15 protein-coding genes and 1 tRNA gene are annotated in these 20599 nt (G+C 71.2%); 6 read left to right on the forward strand and 10 right to left on the reverse strand.

Annotated elements, in window-relative coordinates; all coding sequences use genetic code 11:
• Nucleotides 1-20: 20 nt before the first annotated feature.
• The 10 genes from prfA to argS all read right to left on the reverse strand — a co-directional run bounded on the left by prfA (nucleotide 21) and on the right by argS (nucleotide 16087).
• Nucleotides 21-1109, reverse strand: coding sequence for a peptide chain release factor 1 (gene prfA / locus EG812_RS06630; protein ID WP_013735651.1), 1089 nt, complete (start codon nucleotides 1107-1109; stop codon nucleotides 21-23).
• Between the two features lie 94 nt (nucleotides 1110-1203).
• Entirely contained in the window at nucleotides 1204-1428 is a 225-nt protein-coding gene (rpmE, locus tag EG812_RS06635; RefSeq protein WP_013735652.1) for a 50S ribosomal protein L31, read from the reverse strand.
• Between the two features lie 533 nt (nucleotides 1429-1961).
• Nucleotides 1962-4004, reverse strand: a complete 2043-nt coding sequence (gene rho / locus EG812_RS06640) for a transcription termination factor Rho (RefSeq protein ID WP_013735653.1) — start codon at nucleotides 4002-4004, stop codon at nucleotides 1962-1964.
• A gap of 295 nt (nucleotides 4005-4299) precedes the next feature.
• The gene (thrB, locus tag EG812_RS06645) at nucleotides 4300-5244 is read right to left on the reverse strand and encodes a homoserine kinase (protein ID WP_232510857.1); all 945 of its coding nucleotides are present in this window, start codon (nucleotides 5242-5244) and stop codon (nucleotides 4300-4302) included.
• Nucleotides 5245-5421: 177 nt separating this feature from the next.
• Entirely contained in the window at nucleotides 5422-6666 is a 1245-nt protein-coding gene (locus tag EG812_RS06650) for an MFS transporter (protein WP_043725652.1), read from the reverse strand.
• 204 nt (nucleotides 6667-6870) lie between these two features.
• Nucleotides 6871-10164 carry an efflux RND transporter permease subunit gene (locus EG812_RS06655; protein WP_126711138.1) on the reverse strand — a complete coding sequence of 1098 codons (3294 nt, stop codon included), beginning with the start codon at nucleotides 10162-10164 and terminating at the stop codon, nucleotides 6871-6873.
• 302 nt (nucleotides 10165-10466) lie between these two features.
• The gene (thrC, locus tag EG812_RS06660; RefSeq protein WP_013735658.1) at nucleotides 10467-11516 is read right to left on the reverse strand and encodes a threonine synthase; all 1050 of its coding nucleotides are present in this window, start codon (nucleotides 11514-11516) and stop codon (nucleotides 10467-10469) included.
• A gap of 203 nt (nucleotides 11517-11719) precedes the next feature.
• Nucleotides 11720-13021, reverse strand: coding sequence for a homoserine dehydrogenase (locus tag EG812_RS06665; protein ID WP_013735659.1), 1302 nt, complete (start codon nucleotides 13019-13021; stop codon nucleotides 11720-11722).
• A gap of 8 nt (nucleotides 13022-13029) precedes the next feature.
• Nucleotides 13030-14415, reverse strand: a complete 1386-nt coding sequence (gene lysA, locus EG812_RS06670) for a diaminopimelate decarboxylase (RefSeq protein WP_013735660.1) — start codon at nucleotides 14413-14415, stop codon at nucleotides 13030-13032.
• A 7-nt stretch (nucleotides 14416-14422) separates the two neighbouring features.
• Nucleotides 14423-16087: an arginine--tRNA ligase gene (gene argS, locus EG812_RS06675; RefSeq protein WP_013735661.1), complete on the reverse strand. Its 1665-nt coding sequence runs from the start codon at nucleotides 16085-16087 to the stop codon at nucleotides 14423-14425.
• 100 nt (nucleotides 16088-16187) lie between these two features.
• Between argS and EG812_RS06685 the strand changes: the two genes are divergently transcribed.
• The 6 genes from EG812_RS06685 to EG812_RS06710 all read left to right on the forward strand — a co-directional run bounded on the left by EG812_RS06685 (nucleotide 16188) and on the right by EG812_RS06710 (nucleotide 20599).
• Nucleotides 16188-16994, forward strand: coding sequence for a thioredoxin-like domain-containing protein (locus EG812_RS06685; RefSeq protein WP_013735662.1), 807 nt, complete (start codon nucleotides 16188-16190; stop codon nucleotides 16992-16994).
• A 1-nt stretch (nucleotide 16995) separates the two neighbouring features.
• Nucleotides 16996-17652 (forward strand): DUF305 domain-containing protein, encoded by a 657-nt coding sequence (locus EG812_RS06690; protein WP_013735663.1) that lies wholly within the window; start codon nucleotides 16996-16998, stop codon nucleotides 17650-17652.
• Between the two features lie 203 nt (nucleotides 17653-17855).
• Nucleotides 17856-18548, forward strand: a complete 693-nt coding sequence (locus tag EG812_RS06695) for a winged helix-turn-helix domain-containing protein (protein WP_043721798.1) — start codon at nucleotides 17856-17858, stop codon at nucleotides 18546-18548.
• A gap of 145 nt (nucleotides 18549-18693) precedes the next feature.
• Nucleotides 18694-18768, forward strand: a tRNA-Arg gene (locus EG812_RS06700).
• A gap of 156 nt (nucleotides 18769-18924) precedes the next feature.
• Nucleotides 18925-19488, forward strand: a complete 564-nt coding sequence (locus EG812_RS06705; RefSeq protein ID WP_013735665.1) for an RNA polymerase sigma factor — start codon at nucleotides 18925-18927, stop codon at nucleotides 19486-19488.
• A gap of 97 nt (nucleotides 19489-19585) precedes the next feature.
• Nucleotides 19586-20599, forward strand: coding sequence for a hypothetical protein (locus tag EG812_RS06710; RefSeq protein WP_013735666.1), 1014 nt, complete (start codon nucleotides 19586-19588; stop codon nucleotides 20597-20599).

Here is a 20599-nt window from a genome sequence, read left to right on the forward strand (position 1 = left end):
GCTGGGCAGCCTGAGCAGGCTCAGCGGCGGGCGAGTTCCGGATCGCCGGCCAGCCGGGCGGCCCGGTCGGCCTCGCTGAGCGCGTCCAGCACGCCGTCGAGTTCGCCGGCGAGCGCCAGGTCGAGGTTGTACGCCGTGTAACCGATTCGGTGATCGGTGATCCGGTTCTGCGGGAAGTTGTAGGTGCGGATGCGCTCCGACCGGTCGACCGTGCGCACCTGGGCCTTACGCGCGTCCGAGGCGGCCGCGTCGGCCTGCTCCTGGGCGGCGGCGAGCAACCGGGCCCGCAGGATCCGCATCGCCTGTTCCCGGTTCTGCAACTGGGACTTCTCGTTCTGGCAGGACACCACGATGCCGGTGGGCAGGTGGGTGATGCGTACCGCCGAGTCGGTGGTGTTCACCGACTGGCCGCCGGGCCCGGACGAGCGGAACACGTCGATCCGCAGCTCGTTGGGGTCGATGGTGACGTCGACCTCCTCGGCCTCCGGCAGCACCAGCACCCCGGCGGCACTTGTGTGGATGCGGCCCTGCGACTCGGTGACCGGCACCCGCTGCACCCGGTGGACGCCGCCCTCCCACTTGAGCCGGGACCACACGCCGTTGCCGCCCTCGGGAACACCCTTGGTCTTGATGGCCAGCGAGACGTCCTTGACCCCACCGAGGTCGGAGTCCTGGGCGTCGATCACCTCGGTGAGCCAGCCGCGTCGCTCGGCGTACCGGGTGTACATCCGCAGCAGATCGCCGGCGAACAGGGCCGACTCCTCGCCGCCCTCGCCGGCCTTGATCTCGACGATGACGTCCTTGGCGTCGTGCGGATCGCGCGGGATCAGCAGCTCGGCCAGCCGTTCCTCCAGCGCGGGCAGCTCCGCGGCGAGCGTCTCGGCCTCGGCCGCGAAGGACGGGTCCTCGGCCGCCAGCTCCCGCGCCGCGGCCAGATCCGCCCGGGCCTGTTCCAGCTCCGCGGCGGCCTTGTGCAGCGGGACCAGCTCGGCGTACCGCCGGCCGACCCGCCGGGCGGTGCCCTGGTCGGCGTGGATGGCCGGGTCGGCCAGCCGCTTCTCCAGCTCGGCGTACTCGTCGAGGAGCCGGGCCAGGCGCTCGCTGCTCATGCGGGGCATCGCTCCTTCGACGGTGGCGGCAGGCGGGAACAGACGGACGACGCCCGCGTCCGGCGAGAACCGGACGCGGGCGTCGGACCAGGAGCTACTTGGCCTTCTTGGCCTGAACCTTGGCGTACTTCTGCTGGAACTTCGCGACCCGACCAGCGGTGTCCAGGACGCGCTGCTTGCCGGTGTAGAACGGGTGGCAGGCGCTGCAGGTCTCGACGTGGATCGAGCCGCCCTTGGCGGTGCTGCGGGTGCTGAAGGTGTTGCCGCAGGAGCAGGTGACCTCGGTGGTCACGTACTCCGGGTGGATGTTCTGCTTCATGTCGCCTCGGTCCTCTCGTCGTGGTCGCCGGGTCGCCCTGGCGCGCCGCTGCGCGCCGATCAAGGGGCGTGAACCGGAACCGGTGGCCGATTGACCAGTCTGCCATGGCCCTCGGCGGGCCCCGGAATCGGGCCACGCCAGCTGGTCGCCGGTAGCAACATCAGGCCATCCGTACGCATTCCCGCCCCCCGCCCGCAGCATTCCTCCACCCGCCGCATCCATCCCACCGGCTCGATTCCGGCGACTCCACCCCCGGCTGCTCCACCCCCTCCGCCGGCCCCTCAGCCGCGCGCACCGCTCGGCGGAGATACCCACCTCCTTGGCCCCTTTGCTCTGCTTCAACCGACGCATCGTTTTCGACCGGTTTTCGGTGCGTGGGGTGAAGCAGAGCAAAGGGGCAGGACCCAGGTGTACGAGCGGCGTGCGGAGACGCCCTGCTCGCGCGACCGGGGTGCCGACGAGGACCGGGGTGGCTACACGGAAGGGGCGCGGCCGATCGGCCGCGCCCCTTCCGTCGATCTTCGTCGGTGGAACTACTCCCCCGGCGTCGACTTCGCGATCTGCATCAGGAACTCGATGTTCGTGCGGGACTGCTTGAGCCGGTCCAGCAGGAGGTCGAGCGACGCCTGCGAGTCCAGCGAGTGCAGCACCTTGCGGAGCTTGTGCACGATGGCCAGTTCCTCCGGCGCGAGCAGGATCTCCTCCTTGCGGGTGCCGGAGGCGCTGACGTCCACGGCCGGGAACGTCCGCTTGTCGGCGATCTTCCGGTCCAGCTTCAGTTCCGCGTTACCGGTGCCCTTGAACTCCTCGAAGATGACCGTGTCCGCCATCGAACCGGTCTCCACCAGCGCGGTGGCGAGGATGGTCAGCGAGCCGCCGTTCTCGATGTTGCGGGCCGCGCCGAGGAAGCGCTTCGGCGGGTACAGCGCGGTGGAGTCGATACCACCCGACATGATCCGGCCGCTGGCCGGCGCCGCCAGGTTGTACGACCGACCGAGCCGGGTCACCGAGTCGAGCAGTACGACCACGTCGTGGCCCAGCTCGACCAGGCGCTTGGCCCGCTCGATCGCCAGCTCGGCGACCGTGGTGTGGTCCTGCGGCGGACGGTCGAACGTGGCCGCGATGACCTCGCCCTTCACCGAACGCTGCATGTCGGTGACCTCTTCGGGCCGCTCGTCGACCAGCACCACCATCAGGTGGCACTCCGGGTTGTTGTGCGTGATCGCGTTCGCGATCGCCTGCAGCACCATGGTCTTACCGGCCTTCGGCGGCGAGACGATGAGCGCCCGCTGCCCCTTGCCGATCGGCATGACCAGGTCGATGACCCGGGTGGTCAGGATGTGCGGCTCGGTCTCCAGCCGCAGTCGCTCCTGCGGGTAGAGCGGGGTGAGCTTGTAGAACTCCGGCCGCCGCTTGGCCTCGTCCGGCTCCATCCCGTTGATGGTGTCCAGCCGGACCAGGGGGTTGTACTTGTCGCGACGCTGCTCGCCGTCCCGGGCTGCCCGCACCGCACCGGTGATCGCGTCACCGCGCCGCAGGCCGTACTTCTTGATCTGGGACATCGACACGTACACGTCGTTCGGGCCGGCCAGGTAGCCGGTGGTCCGGACGAAGGCGTAGTTGTCGAGCACGTCGACGATGCCGGCCACCGGCACGAGCACGTCGTCCTCGCCGACCTGCGGCTCACGGCCGCCGCCCTCGCCGCCGGACTCACCGCGCTCGTTACGGCCCCGCCGACGGTCCCGGAAGCGACTACGCCGACTGCGCCGGCCGCCGTTCTCGTCATCGTCGTCGGTGTTGTTGTCCCGCTCGGTACGCTGCCCGCGCTCGCCACGGTCCCCGCGCTCGCCGCGTTCGGCGGCACGCTCACCACGGTCTCCGCGCTCCGTACGCTCACCGCGCTCGGCACGCTCACCGCGCTCGGCGCCACGCTCGGCACGCTCACCGCGCTCGGCACGGTCACCGCGCTCCGCACGCTCGGCACGGTCACCGCGCTCGGCACGATCGCCGCGCTCGGCGGCACGCTCACCGCGCTCCGCACGCTCTCCGCTGCGATCGGCCGTACGCTCGGCACGCTCCGCAGCACGCTCACCGCCACGCTCGGCAGCGCGGCTGGTCCGGCCCTCGCTCCGCTCGCCGGTCTCGGCGGCGGCCTCCTCGGCACGCGGTTCCGCCACGGCGGTGGCCCGCGTGCGCCGGGTCCGGGTACGGCCCTCGGTCTCCACGCTCGCCGCTGGCTGCTCGGCGGCGCGGCGCCCGGCCTCCGGCCGCTCACCCGTCTCGCGTACCTCGGCGTGGACCTCTTCGCGAGCGGGCGCAGCGGCCGCCGCGACCTCGGCCCGTGGTCGAGGGGCGCCCGCGGCGCTGCCCTGCCGCTCGGTGATCGCGCTGATCAACTCGCCTTTGCGCATGCGAGCCGTCCCCGAGATGCCGAGCGACGCAGCCAGGCTCTGGAGCTCCGGCAGCAGCATCGCCGACAAGCCGGTGCCGCTGCGCCGGCGGCGGGCAGGAGCAGCGGTGGTGGCATCGCCAGCGACGTTGGAAACATCCGACGTCACGTCGGTGGTGTCGCTCAATGGATTCCTTCCCTCGATAGGCCGGGACTGCCCGGAATCGAACTACAGGTGGCCGGGCGGCCTCGGTGCACCCGCCTCGCATGACGCTTCGCGGGAGTCTGTGACACAGCAGCCGGTCGGTCGCCCGACCCACCAGGAAAGCGGTGAGCGGGGCTTCGCCGTCTGCGGCGACCAGTGAAGACTGCGGTGCGGCGTGGCCTAGGCAGGGGTGACGGGCTTACCGCCGAAAGCTTCGGGGGTGCGCCGACCCGCAGGAGATCGCATGCTTCGCGGCTGTGCTAAGTCTAGAGCGTAATCAACTCTTGCGACCTGCGGCAACAGGGTCCCGCTCCGCGTGTCCGAGTCTACCTTGCTCGACCTGTGCCCCGCGCACGTCTACCGGCAACCGCAGAATCTGCCAATCTGTTCCCGCCTCGAACCCTTCGGGCAGGTCAGACAGGGCGAGCACGGTCGGTCCCGCCCCACTGACCACGGCCGGCACATCGGCCGCACGCAACGCTTGGACCACGGTGGCCGTACCGGGCATCGAGGCCGCCCGGTAATCCTGGTGCAGTCGGTCGACGGTGGCCGGCAGCAACAGATCCGGCTGCGTGGTCAACGCGTGCACCAGCAAGGCCGCCCGGCCGGCGTTGAGCGCGGCGTCGCTGTGCGGCACGGTCGCCGGCAGCGCCGCCCGGGCGGAGGCGGTCAGGCCACGCTCGGTGGGCACCAGCACCGTGGGGCGTACGCCCTCGGCCACCGGCAACGACACGGCCCGCGCGCCGGAGGGCTCCGTCCAGGCCAGGGTGAACCCGCCGAGCAGGCAGGGCGCCACGTTGTCGGGATGGCCCTCGATCCGGGCGGCCAACCGCAGCGCGGCGTCGTCGTCGAGTCGCTGGGCCCCGTCGGTCACCAGGGCTCGGGCCAGCAGCACCCCGGCGACGATGGCGGCCGAGGAGGAGCCGAGCCCGCGGGCCTGCGGGATCCGGTTCACGCACTCCACCGCCAACCCGCACGGCTGCCCGCCGAGTTCGTCGAAGGCCGCCCGCATCGCGCGTACCACCAGGTGGCTGTCGTCGCACGGCAGGTCACCGGCGCCCTCACCGGCCACGGAGACGGTCACGCCGTTCGTGGTCACCTCGGCGGCCACGTCGTCGTGGAGCGCGAGGGCGAGCCCCAGCGCGTCGAAGCCGGGCCCCAGGTTCGCGCTGGTGGCGGGGACCCGGACCCGGACCGGGCCGGCGGCGAATGTGGTCGGCACGCCGCCCATGCTAGGGCTCGACCAGCGCGGTTCGGCGCGGATGCCCGACCCCTGAGACGCACCTCGCGCCCGTACACACTTGCTCGAAGGCTCTACGCCGGCCGAAGCGCACTGGTCTTCCACCGACTCGCAGGCGCCTCCCACCGACTCGCGGTGGCGGACGGGTGCCGCGTGGGTCTACCGGGTGCCGGTCTCGGCGACGGTCGGTTCCGGTGCGGCCAGCGAGAGCCGTCGGGTGGCCAGCCGCCAGCCGATCGCGTAGGTCAACGTGACCAGGCCGCAGCTGGCCAGCACGACCCGTTCGTCCACCACGTCGATGACGGAGGCGACCACGAGTTGGCTGACCGAGATGGCCAGGGTCGCCAGCATCATGTCGGTGGCGAAGACCCGGCCGCGCAACCGGTCGGGCACCTCGCCCTGCAACGCGAAGTTGGACATCACCCAGTTGCTGCCACCGGCGAAGTGCGCCACGAAGACCAGGATCAGCACCAACGGGAACCAGGACACCACGGAGGTGCCCAGGTAGGCCAGCCCGTACGCCGACATGGACAGTGCCAGCCCCGGCAGCAGCCAGGCCCGGTTGGTCAGCACCCGACGCATCAGGATCGGGCCGACCAGCGCGCCCGCGCCGCGTACCGCGAACAGCAGGCCGGCGCCCAGCGGGCCGACCCCGTACAGCCCGGCCAGCAGGGGAAAGACGGTCAGGACGCCATTGCCCAGCCCGACCGCCGACTTCACCGTGACCAGGGCCAGCACCCGTGGGCGGTGCCCGATGTAGCCCAGTGCCTCGCGGATCGCCGTCCAGGTCTGCGGCACCGGCGCGTTCTTGTCGCGGGGTGCCTGCAACGGCCGGCGGATGCGCCCGGCCAGGACCGCGGCGATCACCAGGCCGACCGCGGCCACCCAGAAGCAGACGTACGGGCCGGTGGCGGCGGCGAGCACACCGCCGAGTGAGGCGCCGACGATGGTCATGGTGCCCCAGGCCGATCCGGCCACCGCGTTACCCGCGGCCAACTCCTCCGGTTCGAGGACGTTGGGCAGGGCGGCCTGTGCGGCCGGGGAGTAGAACGCCTTGGCCACCGCGACCACGCCGATGCCCAGCATCGCCAGCCAGGCCGTACCGGCGCTGCGTACGCCGAGCAGGAGCAGCACACCGACGAGCGCGGCACCGTTCGAGATGATCATGATCTTGCGGCGGTCGAACCGGTCGGCGATGGTCCCGGTGTACGGCAGCAGCAACGCCACGATGCCGGTGTCCACAGCCAGCACCAGCGCGCCCCACACGCCACTACCGGTCAGCTTCGGCAGCAGGACGAGCAACGGCACCATCACGAACCAGTCGGCACCGAAGACCACCAACTCGGCCAGGAACAGATTGCGAAAGTTCCGGTTGCGAGTGAGGACCGAGAGGGTGGACGTCACGAGGCGGACCATACCTGGCAGGCGTCGCCGACTGAGTCGCGGCGCGGACATCGACGGAGATACGCCACGATCGCGTAACCAGGACCACCGCCGAGATACGGCCGGGGTCGAAGGTACGCACGGGTTCAGAGGTACGCACGGGCCGCAGGACGCCGACGCCCCCAGCGGTTGCCGGGGGGCGTCGGGCCTGGTGCTGTCGGGCCGTTACTCCGCGGGTGGGAAGGGTGAGTTGCGGCTCTTGGGCAGCCGGAGCACCTCGAACTGGTCGGTGCCGTCCACCAGCGCGCCGGACGGCGCCGCCGGCACCGGACGGCTCTGCGCCGGGCGCTTGTCGGTCGCCGCCGGCCCCTGCGTGGCGCGTTCGGTGGTGGGCGACTGCTCGCCGTCCGGCTTCGTCGCGTCGGTGTCCGACACGGCTGGACCGGAGTCGGAGGCGCCACCGGAACGACCCGCCCGCCAACTGCGCACCGACTGCTTAGTGTCCTCCACCATCGCGTAGAGGGTGGGCACCAGGATCAGCGTGAGCAGGGTGGAGCTGAGCAGTCCGCCGATCACCACGATCGCCAGCGGCCGGGAGATGAAGCCACCCTCGCCGGTGAGCCCGAAGGCCATCGGCGTCAACGCGAAGATGGTGGCGATGGCGGTCATCAGGATCGGGCGCAACCGGTGCCGTCCACCCTCGACGACCGCCTCCCGTACGCCCATCCCCTGCGCCCGGTACTGGTTCACCAGGTCGAGCAGCACGATCGCGTTTGTCACCACGATGCCGACAAGCATGAGTACGCCGATCAGCGCCGGCACGCTCAACGCCGTCCCGGTGGCCAGCAGCAGGGCGACCGCCCCGGTGGCCGCGAACGGGATGGAGACCAGCAGGATCAACGCCTGCACCACGCTACGGAACGTGGCCATCATGATCAGGAACACGATCGCGATCGCGGCCAGCACGGCCAGGCCCAGATCGGCGAAGGTCTCCCGCTGCTCGGCGCTGACACCGCCCAGGGTCAACGTGGCCCCCGGTACGTCGATCGCGTCGAGCCGCTGCTGCAACTCCGTGCTGATCGCGCCGAGATCGGAGCCGGTCACCGTACCGGTCACCGAGACGCTGCGCTCGCCGTCGATCCGGCGTACCTGCTGCGGCCCTTCGGTCTCGGTGACCTCGGCGATGTCGCCGAGCTTGACCGGGCCGACCGGCAGTGCCTTCAGCTCGTCCACCGTCAGCGGCGGCTTCGCCGACAGGCGCAGCACCACGTCCCGGCTGCCGCCCTCAATGGTCACCTGCCCCACCGGCGTGCCCCGGAACGACTGCGCCACCAGTTGGCCGACCGCCGCCTCGGTGAGCCCGGCCCGGCTGGCCGCGACCCGGTCGACCGCGACGTCCACCCGGGGCACCTGCTGGGCGAGGGTGGTCGAGACGTCCTCGACGCCGGAGATGCCGGCCAGTGCCACCCGGGCCTGCTCGGCGGCGGTGGCCAGCGTCTCCTGGTCGGCGGCGCGCACGATGACCGCCAGTTCGTTGGCGGACGCGCCGCCCTGACCGGCCGGGAAGGTGATCTCGCCGGCCGTCGCACCGAGCGAGGTGAACCGGTCGCGCAGGATGCCACGCATGGCCTTGGCGTCGGTCTCGCCGTCGAGCCGCAGCGCGTAGTTGGCCACGTTGTTGCCGGCACTGCCGGTCCACGGGCTGTCCCCACCCCCGGCGGTGACCTGGTACGACTCGACGCCCGGGGTGTCCGCCAGCACCGCCTCGACGCGGCGGGCGGCGGCGTCGGTGCCGGCCAGCCCGGTGCCCACCGGCAACTCCTGCCGGATGTTGAGGGTGTCCTGACCGGAGTCGTCGAGGAAGTTGCTCTCCAACTGCCGGGCCAGACCGAAGGTGCCGAAGAGCACGAGCACGCCCACGGCCAACGTGGCCCAGCGGTACGCCCGCCGGCCGGTGGCGAACCGGATCACCGGCAGGTACGCCCGCTGCAACGGGCTGCGCAGCTCGCGCTCCTCGGCGGCCCGTCGGATCGCCTCGCCGTCGGCACCGGCAACCGGCTTGAGGAACCAGTACGCCAGCACCGGGATCACCGTCAGCGACACCAGCAACGAGGCGAGCAGCGCCACGGTGACCGTGATCGCGAACGGCGCGAACAGCTGCCCGACGAAGCCGCCGACCAGGGCGATCGGGGCGAAGACGGCGACCGTGGTGAGGGTGGACGCGGTGACCGCCCCGGCCACCTCGCGGACAGCGGTGAGGATCGCCTCCCGCTTCGGTTCGCCGTACGTCAGATGCCGTTTGATGTTCTCCAGCACCACGATCGAGTCGTCCACCACCCGGCCGACCGCCACCGTCAGCGCGCCGAGGGTGAGCAGGTTGAGCGAGTAGTCGCCGATCCAGAGGGCGAGCAGCGCGACCACCACCGACAGCGGGATGGAGACCGCGGTGACGATCGTGGACCGGATCGACAGCAGGAACACCAGGATGACCACCACGGCCATGATCAGACCCAGCAGGCCCTCGGTGCTCAGCGTCTTGATCGACTTCTCCACGAACGGCGCCTGGTCCAGCACCACGGTCAGCTCGGCCCCGGTCGCACCGCGCAGGTCGTCGAGCCGGTCGGCGACCGCGTGCGAGATCTGGACCGCGTTGCCGTCCGGGTCGGCGGTGACCGCGATGCCCAGGCTCTCCCGGCCGTTGGTACGGGTGATCGCGGTGGGTGGCGTCAGCTGCTCCTCGACCGTGGCGACGTCACCGAGCCGGACCGGACCGGCCTTCTTGACCGGCGGGGCGACGATCACGTCCCGCAACTCGTCCAACGTGGTCAGCGGGGCACCGACCTGCACCGGAAGGCTGCGCTCGCCGTCCAGCACGGCACCGGCCGGTACCGCCACCCCGTTGGCCTTCAACGCGGTGGTGATCGCGGTCGGCTGCACCTTCGCCTTCGCCAGCTTCGCCGGATCCGGCGTGATCACCACCAGTTCGTCGCGGACCCCTGTCAACTCGACGCCACGTACGCCCTCGATCGCCGCCAACTCGGGCACCACGACGTCCCGCAGCTTCGACGCGAGTTCCCGCTCGTCACCGCCGCCGGACGCGGCCAGCACCACCGCCGGCAGGTCGTCGGTGCTGCCCGCGAAGACCTGCGGGTCGACGCCGTCGGGCAGCCGGGTGCGGTTCAGCGCGGTCTGCATCTTGCTGACCACGTCGTCCAGGTCGGTACCGAACTCGTACTGGACGGTGATGGTGGTCAGGCCCTCGCGGGAGGTGGAGGTGACCGTGTCCAACGCGGGGATGCCCCGCAGGCTGTTCTCGATCGGCTCGGTGACCTGGGACTCGACGACCTCGGGCGCGGCACCGGGGTACGAGGCGACGATGAAGGCGGCGGGAAACTCCAGCGAGGGCAGGAGTTGCTGCTTCAGCGACGGCACGGCGTACGCACCGAACGCCGTGGTCACCACCGCGATGAGGGCTACCAGCCCCCGGTTGGCGAGGCTGAATCTGGCGAGCAGCGACATCGGCGTGACTCACTCCTGGGGGAGACGGTCGTGGGGCACGAGCAGTGTGCCCGACCCGATCCGTCCGTCGATTTCCGGGGCGGTACCGATTCGCAACGATGTCACCAGATCCCGATACACCTCGTCGCCGTCGAGCAACGCCGGGTGAACACCGGCCGCCAGCCTGGACCCGGCCCCTTCACCACGCCCCACCTGAGCAGTTGATCAAGAGGCTTGCGTCGGGAACGCCGCCGGCCACGACGCCAACTTCTTGATCAACGCGGCGGGCGGGGTGGGGGTGGGGAGAGCCGGGAGGGCGGGGGTCAGGCGAGGTCTAGGGAGCGGGCGGCGGCCAGGGGGTCGTTGGCGATGGTGACCGGGGAGGGGGCGGTGGAGATGGCCCACTCCGGGTCCTTGAGGCCGTGGCCGGTGACCGTGCAGACGACTGTGGAGCCGGCCGGCACCCGGCCGGCGGCGGCCTGCTGGAGCAGACCCGCCACGCTGGCCGCGCTGCCCAGCTCGACGAAGACACCGACCTCCCGGGCCAGCAGCCGGTACGCGGCGAGGATGTCCCGGTCGGTGACCGCGTCGATCAGGCCGCCGGAGGCGTCCCGGGCGTCCAGGGCCTTCGTCCAGCTGGCCGGGTTGCCGATCCGGATGGCGGTGGCGATGGTCGACGGCTCGGGCACCACCTGGCCGGTGACGATCGGCGCGGCACCGGCGGCCTGGAAGCCGTACATCCGGGGGGTGCGGGTGGCGTTGCCGGCCGCGACGTCCTCCGTGTAGCCCATCCAGTACGCGGAGATGTTGCCGGCGTTGCCGACCGGCAGGCAGTGGATGTCCGGCGCGTCGCCGAGCGCCTCGACGATCTCGAACGCCGCCGTCTTCTGGCCGTGCAGCCGGTCGATGTTTACCGAGTTGACAAGCGCCACCGGGTAGTCCTGGGCGAGCTTGGCGGCCAGCGCCAGGCAGTCGTCGAAGTTGCCGGTGACCTGGAGCAGCTTCGCGCCGTGCACGAGCGCCTGGGCCAGCTTGCCCAACGCGATCTTGCCCTGCGGCACCAGCACCGCGCAGGTCACCCCGGCACGGGCCGCGTACGCGGCGGCGGAGGCGCTGGTGTTGCCGGTGGAGGCGCAGATGATCGCCTTGTTGCCGGCCTCGACCGCCTTGGAGACGGCCATCGTCATGCCACGGTCCTTGAACGAGCCGGTCGGGTTCGCGCCCTCCACCTTGAGGTAGACGTCACAACCGAGCCGGGCGGAGAGCACCGGCGCGGGCAGCAGCGGGGTGTTCCCCTCGTGCAGCGTGACAACCGGCGTGGCGTCGGTGACCGGCAGTCGGTCCCGGTAGGCGTCGATCAGGCCCCGCCACATGTCGTTCTCCTCGTCTCAAAGTCTGCCGTGTCGGCCACTACCAGCCTCGCGCGGCCGTGCCGACCTCCTGTCGGCGCACCCACGCCCACCCACCTGGCGGGACACGCAGGCCACCCCACCAGTCAACCAGCCCGACCCGACCACCCGGCAGCGGCCGTACGGCCAGGTCAGGTCGGGTCAGGTCGCCATCGCGAGCCGCGTGCTCAGAAGCCGCCCTCGACCCGCAGCACGCTCGTCACCGACCGGACGATCTCCAGACCGCGCAGCTCGTCGACGGTGGCAGCGAGCGCCGCGTCCGGTGCCACGTGGGTCACGATCACCAGTACCGCGTCGCCGTTGCCACCGCCCGCCGGGCCCTGCCGCACGGTGGCGAGGGAGACCTCGTGCCGGGCGAACACCCCGGCCACCGCCTCCAGTACGCCCGGACGGTCGGCCACGTCGAGGCTGATGTGGTAGCGGGTGAGCGCCTCCCCCATCGGTCGCACCGGCAGCGCCGCGTACGAGGACTCGCTTGCCGAACGGACCCCGGCGAGTCGGTTGCGGGACACCGCCACCACGTCACCGAGCACCGCGCTGGCGGTCGGCGCGCCACCGGCACCCCGCCCGTAGAACATCAGCTGACCGGCCGCGTCGGCCTCCACGAAGACCGCGTTGAACGCGTCACCGACGCTGGCCAGCGGGTGGGTCAGCGGGATCAGTGCCGGGTGCACCCGGACGTTGACCGACTCCTGGCCCTGCGCGTCGGTGCTCCGGGCCGCGATGCAGAGCAGCTTGATGGTGCAGCCCATCGCCTTGGCGCTGGCCACGTCGGCGGCGGTGACCTCGGTGATGCCCTCCCGGTGCACGTCGGCCGCGCCGACCCGGGTGTGGAAGGCCAGCGAGGCGAGGATGGCGGCCTTGGCCGCCGCGTCGAAGCCCTCCACGTCGGCGGTCGGGTCGGCCTCGGCGTACCCCAGCGCGGTCGCCTCCTCCAGCGCCTCGGCGAAGCCGGCGCCGGTGGCGTGCATGGCGGAGAGGATGAAGTTGGTGGTGCCGTTGACGATGCCGGTGACCTGGGTGATCCGGTCCCCGTGCAGCGACTCGCGCAGCGGGCGCAGCAGCGGGATCGCACCGGCCACGGACGCCTCGTAGTAGAGGTCACCGCCGCCCTCGACCGCCGCGTCGTGCAGCGCACCGCCGTCCTCGGCGAGCAGGGCCTTGTTGGCGGTGACCACGCTCTTGCCGGCCCGCAGCGCCTCCACCAGCCAACTGCGCGCCGGCTCGATGCCGCCGACCACCTCGACCACCACGTCGACGTCGTCGCGCTTGATCAGACCGAGCGCGTCCGTGGTGAACAGCGCCGGGTCGACCGGCAGCTCACCTCGGTCACGACCGATCCGGCGTACGGCAATGCCGGCGATCTCCAGCGGGGCACCGATCCGGGCGGCGAGGTCAGCGGACTGCTCGTGCAGCAGCCGGACCACCTCGGCACCGACGGTGCCACAGCCGAGCAGGGCCAGGCGCACAGGTTGTTTCATCCCACATCCAAGGCGAGCAGGTCAGCTTCGGTCTCCCGCCGGACGATCAGCCGGGCCTGGCCGTCGCGTACCGCGACCACGGGGGGTCGGGGTACGTGGTTGTAATTGCTGGCCATGCTGCGGCAGTAGGCACCTGTGCCAGGCACCGCGACAAGATCTCCGGGCTGCACGTCCGCGGGCAGGAATTCATCCTTCACCACGATATCCCCGGACTCACAATGCTTTCCCACCACGCGGGCGAGCATCGGCTCGGCGGTGCTCGCCCGACTGGCCAGGGTGGCCGAGTACGAGGCGTCGTAGAGGGCGGTGCGGATGTTGTCGCTCATCCCGCCGTCGACGCTGACGTACGTCCGGATGCCATCGACGTCCTTGACCGTGCCCACCTCGTAGAGCGTGAACACGGCCGGGCCGACGATCGCCCGGCCCGGCTCGATCGACAGGTGCGGTACGGCCAACTGCTCCGCCGCACACTCCGAGTCGACGATCTTGCGCAGCCGCTTGGCCAGGTCGTGCGGGGCGGCCGGGTCGTCCTGGCTGGTGTACGCGATGCCGAAACCGCCACCGAGATCCAACTCGGGCAACTCCACCCCACGGGCGTCGCGGATCTGCGCCTGAAGGGCGAGCACCCGACGGGCGGAGACCTCGAACCCGCTGGTGTCGAAGATCTGCGAGCCGATGTGCGAGTGCAGCCCGCGCAGCTCCAGCACGCCCTCGTCGAGGATCCGCAGGGCGGCGGCGATGGCCGCGCCGCCGGCGAGGGAGAAGCCGAACTTCTGGTCCTCGTGGGCGGTGGCGATGAACTCGTGGGTGTGTGCCTCGACACCGACGGTGACCCGGATCAGCACCCTCGGGCGGACCGCCCGCTCCCGGGCCAGCGCGGTCAACCGGTCGATCTCGGCGAACGAGTCGACGATGATCCGGCCGACGCCCGCGTCCAGCGCCCGCCGCAGTTCCGCCTCGGACTTGTTGTTGCCGTGGAAGCCGATCCGCTCCGGCGGCATCCCCGCGGCCAGCGCCACGGCCAGCTCACCACCGCTGCACACGTCGAGGAACATGCCCTCCTCGGCGATCATCCGGACCACTGCCCGGCAGAGGAACGCCTTGCCGGCGTAGTAGACGTCCTCGGTGGGGAAGGCCGCCCGGAAGTCCCGGCAGCGCGAGCGCAGGTCGCCCTCGTCGAGTACGTAGACCGGGGTGCCGAACTCGGCCGCGATGTCGCGTACCCGCAGGCCCGCGACGACCAGGTCGCCGTCGTCACCGCGTACCGTGTTGCGTGGCCACAGTTGCGGCATCAGGGCGTTGACGTCGGCCGGGGGACGCAGCCAGGCCGGCCCCCGGTTGCCGATGTCGCCGTGCAGCGCACCGGCCTCATGAGCACGCATGTAGCGATTACATCCTCTCCGGGGCCGAGACGCCCAGCAGGCGCAGGCCGTTGGCGATGACCACCCGGGTGGCGTCGTTGAGCCAGAGCCGGGCCCGGTGCAGGTCGGTGACCTCCTCGTCACCGCGCGGCAGGATCCGGCAGTTGTCGTAGAACCGGTGGTACGCCCCGGCCAGGTCCTCCAGGTAGCGGGCCACCCGGTGCGGCTCGCGCAGCTCGGCGGCGGCGGCGACCACGGCGGGGAACTCGGCGAGCGCCTTGAGCAGCTCGTTCTCCTTGTCGTGGTCGAGCAGCTCGGGCCGGAACGCGTCGACGTCGCCCCGGGTCAGCCCGACCTCGGCGGCGTTACGCCCGACACTGGCCGTCCGGGCGGCCACATACTGCACGTAGTAGACCGGGTTGTCGCGGGTGGCCCGGGTCCACAGCTCGATGTCGATGTCGATCGGGGAGTCGCTGGAGTAGCGGGCCAGGGCGTACCGGGAGGCGTCCACGCCGATCGCGTCGACCAGGTCCTCCAGCGTGATCACTGTGCCGGCGCGCTTGCTCATCCGCACCGGCGCGCCGTCGCGGACCAGGTTGACCAGCTGGCCGATGAGGATCTCCAGGTTCTGCGCCGGGTCGTCGCCGAAGCAGGCGGACATCGCCTTCATCCGGCCGATGTAGCCGTGGTGGTCCGCGCCGAGCATGATCACGACCCGGTCGAAGCCACGCTCGCGCTTGTCCAGGTAGTAGGCGCAGTCCGCGGCGAAGTACGTCCACTCGCCGTTGGACTTGCGCAGCACCCGGTCCTTGTCGTCACCGAAGTCGGTGGTACGCAGCCAGGTGGCGCCGTCGGCCTCGAAGATGTGCCCCTGCTCCCGCAGCCGGTTCAGGGCGTGCTCCAGCTCACCCCGGTCGTGCAGGTCCTTCTCGTTGAAGTAGGTGTCGAACTCCACCCCGAAGTCCCGCAGTGAGGACTTGATCTCGGCGAACATCAGCTCGACGCCCTCGACCCGGAAGACCTCCTGGGCGGCGTCCTCGTCCAGCGACAGCACCTCCGGCCGACGGGCGGTCACCTCGTTGGCGATCTCGGCGATGTACGCCCCGCCGTAGCCGTCCTCCGGGGCGGGCTCCCCCTTGGCCGCGGCGAGCAGCGAGCGGGCGAACCTGTCGATCTGGGAGCCGGCGTCGTTGAAGTAGTACTCCGTGCCGACGTCCGCGCCGGCGGCGCGCAGCAACCGGCTCAACGCGTCGCCGACCGCCGCCCACCGGACCCCGCCGATGTGCACCGGGCCGGTCGGGTTGGCCGAGACGAACTCAAGGTTGATCTTCAGGCCGGCGAGCACGTCACCCCGGCCGTACTCCTCGCCCGCGGTCACGATCGTGCGGGCCAGCTGGCCCGCGGCGGCGGCGTCGAGCCGGATGTTCAGGAAGCCCGGACCGGCGATCTCCACCGACTTGATCCCCGGCGTGCTGCCGAGTTTGGCGGCCAGGTCGCCGGCCAGCTCGCGCGGCGGTACGCCCACCTTCTTGCTCAGCTGCAGCGCCAGCGTCGAGGCGTAGTCGCCGTGATCGGGATTACGCGGTCGCTCGACCGTCGTCTGCTCCGGCAGCGCCGAGCGGTCCAGGCCTCGGTCGGCAAAGACGGCGTGAGCGGCGGCTAGGACAGCTTCGGCGAGTTCTGCGGGAGTCACCGAACCATGTTATCGGGGGTAGACTCGGCCTCCGCGGCGGCGACCCGGCATCGGGGGCTGGGCCGCCGGATCCCCTGACCGACCGACCTGACGAGGACCGATGAGCATCAGCACCCCGGGCGGCCCGCAGCGGCGCCCGACCGTGGTCAGCACCGGCAAGAAGCCGGCGGCGGGCCGGCCGGCCGCCGACACCAAGGCCGCTTCCACCAAGCCGGCGACACCCAAACGTGCTGGTGGGGGCGGTAAGGGACCACGCAAGCCAATCACCCCCGTCAAGGTCAGCCAGGGCCGCTCCTGGGGCCCGATCGCCCTCTTCGTCGCCGTCGGCGTGCTCGCCACGTCGATCATCGGGTACGGCGCCTGGGCGGCCATCCGGGGTGCCCAGACCTGGGAGGAGAAGGCGGCGCAGATCGAGGGCATCGTCAACTTCCGCGAGACCGACCCGGAGGCCATCTCCAACTCGGAACACCGGTCCGGCAAGCAGGAGTACGCGCAGAGCCCGCCGGTCGGCGGCCCGCACAACAACACCTGGCAGCGCTGCCTCGGTGACGTCTACGACGCGCCGATCGCCGCCGAGCACGCCCTGCACAGCATGGAGCACGGTGCGATCTGGCTCACCTACCGCCCCGACCTGCCCGCCGCCGACGTGGAGAAGCTGGCCGACGTGGTCCGCGGCAACGACTTCATGATGATGAGCCCGTACGAGGGCCTCGACAAGCCGGTCTCGATCCAGGCGTGGGGCTACCAGCTCAAGGTCGACAACGCGGACGACCCGCGGATCAAGGAGTTCGCCACCACGCTGGCGCAGAACGCCACGGTCGAGCCGGGTGCCACCTGCTCGGCCGGCAACTACACCACCGGCACCGGCACGGAGCCGCGTGACCTCCAGCCGTCGATGGGCGGCTGACATGCCCAGCGCGGTGCAGGAGACGGCGGTCGAGGAGCGGGCCGCCTCGGCCGAGCCACGGCCGGGGTCCCCGATGCTGCGCTACCTTACCCTGGCCATGACGGCGTTGCTGCTGCTCGGCATCGGCTGGACGGCCGCCACGCTCTATGCCGGGCGCACGCCGGGCGAGACGTCGGCCGAGGCCGGGTTCGCGCGGGACATGTCCCGCCACCACGCCCAGGCGGTGGAGATGGCCATGGTCGCGTACGCCAAGGGCCAGGATCCGGCGGTGCGGCAGATCGGGTACGACATCGCCCTGACCCAGCAGGCCCAGATCGGTCACATGCAGCGCTGGCTGCAGGAGTGGGACCTGCTGCCGACCGGCTCCCGGCCGGCCATGGAGTGGATGCCCGACGGGGTCACGGTGGACGCCAACGGCCTGATGCCCGGCATGGCCACCCGCGAGGAGATCGCCAGCCTGCACGAGGCCCAGGGCGCCGAGGTCGACCGCCTCTTCCTCGACCTGATGATCAAGCACCACATCGGCGGCGTGCACATGGCCGACGGGGTGCTCGACGCCACTGACCGCCCCGAGGTGGTCCGGATGGCCCAGTCGATGAAGCAGGGGCAGCAGAAGGAGATCAACGAGTTGCGGAAGCTCCAGCAGGGCGTCGGCTGACCCCTGTCACCCGCGCCTGACCGGTGCCGCCCCGCTCGACGTCGAGCGGGGCGGCACCGTTTTTCCAGCTGGTGAACGTCGACCCCGGTCGACACCTCCGCCGCAAGGCACCCGGTATCAGGCCCTCCGTCATGGCTTGGTGGCATACGACCGATTTTCCCTCTAGGGGTTACTTAGAGAGAAGTGCGCTCGTTGTCCAGGACGTGGGGGTTGCACTCAGAGACGCACGGCGTTCCGTCACCAGCTGGTGCCGGCGCCACACCATCGGCGGTGACGGGACGGTGGCAGCCGTCCGTCGCGGACAGCGGCAGGGTGAGCCGGGATCGCTCAGCCGCGAACAGGAGCTGGAACTCATCGACACCCTGCGGGGCGTCCACCCCGACGAGTTCGGCCTCGACGAGGAGCTGTGGACCCGACAGAGCCTGCAGGCCCTCATCCAGCAGCACTTCGGGCTGACCATGGAGAACGGTGCGGTCGGGGCGTACCTGCGGGCCTGGGGGTTGGGTCCCCGCGAGCCCCGCGAGCGGGCCTGCGGCCTCTGCGTCGGCGCGGTCGAGCGCTGGGTGCGCAGCGAGTACCCGGCGATCACCCGGGCTGCCCAGGAGCACCTCGCCGAGGTCTACTGGCTCGGCCGGGTGCGGCTGCGGGGCACCATGCCGGCCGCCGATGTGATCTCCGCCGTCTCGTCCCGGGGACGGGTCCGGTTCATGATCACCACACCGACGCTCGACCCGGCGCTGCCCCGGGACTTCGTCCTGCGGCTCAGCGGCGCCGAGCAGCGGACCGTACACCTGATCGTGGACGGCTCCTGGGCACGCAACGAATGGCCCCGCCGGCTGCCCCGGCGCATCGTGCCGCACCCGCTGCCGAGCTGCGGCCGCACCGCGGCCGCCTGACCCGAACCTCGACCGACCAGGGCGGCCCGAAGGTCGGGTCGGTCTCGACACGCGTGGACAACCGACCGCCAGCCACGCCGCCGACGGCCGGGTGTACCGATTCGGCGATCCCAGGAGGAGTTTGCTAGTCTTCTCCAGTCGCTGAGCCCCCGTAGCTCAGGGGATAGAGCACCGCCCTCCGGAGGCGGGGGCGCAGGTTCGAATCCTGCCGGGGGCACCAGATGTGACAAGCACACGAAGGCCGCTGACTCCGGGGAAGCCCGATCAGCGGCCTTAGTCGTCTCTCCGGCCTGGTCGTGTCTGCGACCACAGCGCCTGCACGTCGACTCTTCAGAGGGCGTTCGCCCTGCTCAACAGCGGCTCATACACTGCCCTGATGCCAGATGATCATGATGCGGTCGAACGGACGGCGCGAGCCGCCGCCGGCGGAGACCGGGACGCGCTGGAGGCGCTGCTCGCCCAGGTGCGGCCGGAGGTGCTGCGGCTCTGCGGGCGGTTCCTACCCAACCGGGAGGATGCCGAGGAAGCCTGCCAGGACACGCTGCTCGCGCTGGCCACCGGCATCGGGTCGTTCGACGGGCGGTCGTCCTTCCGGACCTGGCTCTACCGGGTCGCAGCCAACCGATCCCGCTCGACCTATCACGCGCTGCGACGTCGGTGGATGGTCGAGACCGCACGTGCGCTGCCCCCGGAGCGGGCCGACCCCGCTCGTACCAGCGTGATCGCCGGTACCCGGTTGGACCTGTTGGAGGGGCTCGACGCCATCGGCACCGACCTCGCGGAGCCGGTCGCGCTGCGGGACGTGATGGGGCTGAGCTACCGCGAGGTCGCCCAACTACTGGGGTTGCCCGAAGGCACCGTGAAGTCCCGCATTCACGAGGGGCGACGCCGGCTGCGCGCCCGACTCACCGACGCCGGGCCGCGCTCCAACGACTCCTGATCATGCTGAGGGCCAGGTCACAGCGGGTAGCCCGAACAATCCCGACACGGCAGAGGACCAACACTATGAAGATCCACTGACCCAAGGAGATGACCGCATGCCTCGCCGACCCCTCCGGCGTCTCTCCCAGGCCATCGCTCTGGCGGTGGCCATCCCGGTGCTCGCGGCCGGATGCGCCACCGAGGAGCCTGTCGCCCCGCTCGACGGTCAACAAGCCGCGACCAACCTCGATGCCGAGCCCGAGCCGTCGCCGACGCCGGATGCGCCCGCCCCGCTGGCGGGCTTCACCCCCCGGTCGATCTCGTACCTGAACGCCGAGATCACCGTGACCGGGGTGGAGGTGTCCCCGCAGACCCCGCGCAGCTACGGCGACACGACCGGCACCCCCGAGTACGGCGATGCCCATTACGCGTACCTCGCGGTGAAGGTCGCCAACCAGCTCAACTTCACCACCTTCCTCGTCCAGGACGGCGTCTTTCTGGCGCTCGCCGACGACGAACTGGTCCCGCTCGACTCCTCGGGCAGCCCGGCGACCGACGTGATCGCTCCCGGTGCGACCGCCACCGGGTGGTACGCCTTCGAACTGCCCGCCGGGGCAACGTTGGAGGGTGCCTCGCTGGTGTTCGGCCCGGCCGGTCACCGGCAGGAGCGTCTGCCACTGATCGGCGACCTGCCGACGCCGGAATACCCGAAGGCGATCACCGTGGCCTCGCCGGGCACCGTGCTCACCGGCAACAGCGGCTGTCCGCTGACGGTCGAGGTGGAGAAGGCGTACCTGGCCCACTGGGTGGGCTTCGACGAGGGCGGCCGGTCGCACACCACCAAGCAGGCCGAGGCCGGTCGGCTCAAGCTTCACCTCGGGCTCGCGGTCACCGGGCCGGCCGACCGCAGCGGCTGCTTCATCGCCACCGGCAGCGGCGGTGACGTCCACCTGATCGTCGACGGCGACCGGCTCGGCGACTACCCCGAGCTGGGCGGCACCACGAACGTCGCCGCCGGGGCCACTGACCGCCAGTACCTCGTCTTCGACATCCCCGACTCCGGCCAGGTCGAGATCGAGTGGGGCCGCCTCGGTGGCAAGCAGGTCCGAATCCCGGTGCCGCTGCCCTGA

The sequence above is a fragment of the Verrucosispora sp. FIM060022 genome, from assembly GCF_003977705.1.
GTDB lineage: Bacteria > Actinomycetota > Actinomycetes > Mycobacteriales > Micromonosporaceae > Micromonospora > Micromonospora gifhornensis.

Excerpts from the sequence above, each read along its gene's own strand:
- prfA (WP_013735651.1), bottom strand. The coding sequence starts at position 1,109 with ATGAGCAGCGAGCGCCTGGCCCGGCTCCTCGACGAGTACGCCGAGCTG.
- rpmE (WP_013735652.1), bottom strand. The coding sequence starts at position 1,428 with ATGAAGCAGAACATCCACCCGGAGTACGTGACCACCGAGGTCACCTGC.
- EG812_RS06655 (WP_126711138.1), bottom strand. The coding sequence starts at position 10,164 with ATGTCGCTGCTCGCCAGATTCAGCCTCGCCAACCGGGGGCTGGTAGCC.
- thrC (WP_013735658.1), bottom strand. The coding sequence starts at position 11,516 with ATGTGGCGGGGCCTGATCGACGCCTACCGGGACCGACTGCCGGTCACC.
- lysA (WP_013735660.1), bottom strand. The coding sequence starts at position 14,415 with ATGCGTGCTCATGAGGCCGGTGCGCTGCACGGCGACATCGGCAACCGG.
- EG812_RS06685 (WP_013735662.1), top strand. The coding sequence starts at position 16,188 with ATGAGCATCAGCACCCCGGGCGGCCCGCAGCGGCGCCCGACCGTGGTC.
- EG812_RS06690 (WP_013735663.1), top strand. The coding sequence starts at position 16,996 with ATGCCCAGCGCGGTGCAGGAGACGGCGGTCGAGGAGCGGGCCGCCTCG.
- EG812_RS06705 (WP_013735665.1), top strand. The coding sequence starts at position 18,925 with ATGCCAGATGATCATGATGCGGTCGAACGGACGGCGCGAGCCGCCGCC.
- EG812_RS06710 (WP_013735666.1), top strand. The coding sequence starts at position 19,586 with ATGCCTCGCCGACCCCTCCGGCGTCTCTCCCAGGCCATCGCTCTGGCG.